Annotated in this window: 1 protein-coding gene; it reads left to right on the plus strand. The window is 69.9% G+C overall.

Going from position 1 to position 1848, the window contains the following annotated elements; translation table 11 throughout:
- The first annotated feature begins 184 nt into the window (after positions 1-184).
- The gene (locus MJ783_RS12960) at positions 185-1345 is read left to right on the plus strand and encodes an HNH endonuclease signature motif containing protein (protein ID WP_239310679.1); all 1161 of its coding nucleotides are present in this window, start codon (positions 185-187) and stop codon (positions 1343-1345) included.
- Positions 1346-1848 lie beyond the last annotated feature (503 nt).

A 1848-nucleotide genomic window follows, 5' to 3' on the forward strand; every position in this document is an offset into this window, starting at 1 on the left:
GCGGTGGCCCGCCAGACGGCTCCAGGTCGCCGAACGGGGTGGAAATGTCGGGATGGCAAGCTAAACTGAACATATGTTCGATACATCCGATGGATGCGCACGATCTGATGTGTGTCCACCATGTGATGCGTGCGCGGGCCCCGAGCCCATCGCCGGGTTGGATGCGGATGCCTGCCTGACCCTCATGACGACCATCGTGCAGGAGAAGGCCAGGTTGGACGCGGCGCTGATCCGCACGCAGGCCCGGTTCGTCGAGTTGCGATCCGCGGCCGGGCCGGACCCGGTGGTCAGCGAGTTCGCCGCCAGTGAGATCGCCATCGAGCTGGACCTGTCGTGCGGCGCCGCAGCGGCCCAGCTGAAGCTGGCGCACACGGTGACCTGCCGACTACCGGCCACCCTGGCCGCTCTGGCAGCCGGTGCGATCGACCTGGGCCGAGCGCGCGCGGTCGTCGACGCCACCGACTCGCTGTCGCAGGTCCACGCGGCCGCTGTCGAGGAGAAGGTGCTGGCCCGCGGCGGTCGAGCCAGCCACACACTGTTCCGCCAGGCACTGCGCCGGGCCGTGCTCGCCGTCGACCCCGATGGCGCCCAGCGGCGCCACGAGAAGCAGCGCCGGGAGCGGCAGGTTCGCATCGGGCCCCTCGATGACGGCATGGCCGAACTGTGGGCGTTCCTGCCGGCCGCCGACGCCCAGGCCGCCTACCAGCACATCGACGCCCTCGCCCGCTGTGCCGGCGCTCCGGACGATCCCCGGAGCATGGATGAACGCCGCGCGGACGTCCTCACCGACCTTCTGCTGGGCCGCCATCATGATTACGAACCCGTCCACATCGAGATCGGGGTGATCGTGCCTGCTGACACCCTGCTGGGGCTGACCGACGCCCCCGGCGAGCTGGCCGGTCACGGGCCGATCCCCGCCGGGCTCGCCCGCGACCTGGCCTGCGCGGCCAACGCCACCTGGCGGCGGATCCTCACCGACCCCGTCGACGGCAGTCTCCTGGATGTGAGCCGGCGACGGTTCCCCTCAGCCGCGCTTGCCCGTCACGTGCAGACCCGGGACCGCACCTGTCGGTTCCCAAGCTGCCGTAAACCCGCCGCGGCCTGCGACCTCGACCACGTCCAGCCCCATGCTGACGGCGGGACCACCGACCCGGCCAACCTGCTCACTCTGTGTCGCCGCCACCACCGCATGAAACACAAGGGGAACTGGTTGGTCGACCTGGCTGGCTCCAGAGGCTCGGTCACCTGGACCAGCCCGGAGAAACGTGTCCACCACACCGGCCCGGAACCCTACATCGACTGCATTCCGAACCCGGAGCCGGAGCTGGACCCACCACCGTTCTGAAAGCAGTCATTCCAAAAACAGTCACCGCGGCTCATGCGGGGACTTTCACCTGGCCACCAGTGGGGATTCCAGACAGCCGGTGCCGACACCGCAGCCGAGGTCCGAGGTCCGGCATCGCACCCTGTGGGGTGGCACTTGACGGGTCACCGGTCGTCAGCTGACGACCCCTGGGTCGGCGTGGGCTATCGACTGGCAGGCGACGATCACCCGGATCGTGCATCGGCGGCGACGGTACCGGCGCCGATGCGCCTGCCCGGGTCCGCGCACGGTCGTGGCGCCGGTGCCGGCGAAACCGGTCGGTAAGGGCCGGTTCACGCCTGCGCCGCAGCCGGAGGCAAGCCAAACGATTCTTTTCCTGGCTACCCGGCCCTGACAGCACCGACCCACCCGGTCAGCACGCACACACCAGACCCGCGGACTGACCCACCGCCGCGGGCAGCACCCACCCGACCGGCAACGCCGACCGGGTTCCCGACGTGCGCTTCCACGGCATCACCGAACAC

The sequence above is a fragment of the Protofrankia sp. Cj3 genome (assembly GCF_917627355.1).
GTDB lineage: Bacteria > Actinomycetota > Actinomycetes > Frankiales > Frankiaceae > Protofrankia.

Coding starts and splice junctions, on each gene's coding strand:
- MJ783_RS12960 (WP_239310679.1), top strand. CDS start 185: ATGACGACCATCGTGCAGGAGAAGGCCAGGTTGGACGCGGCGCTGATC.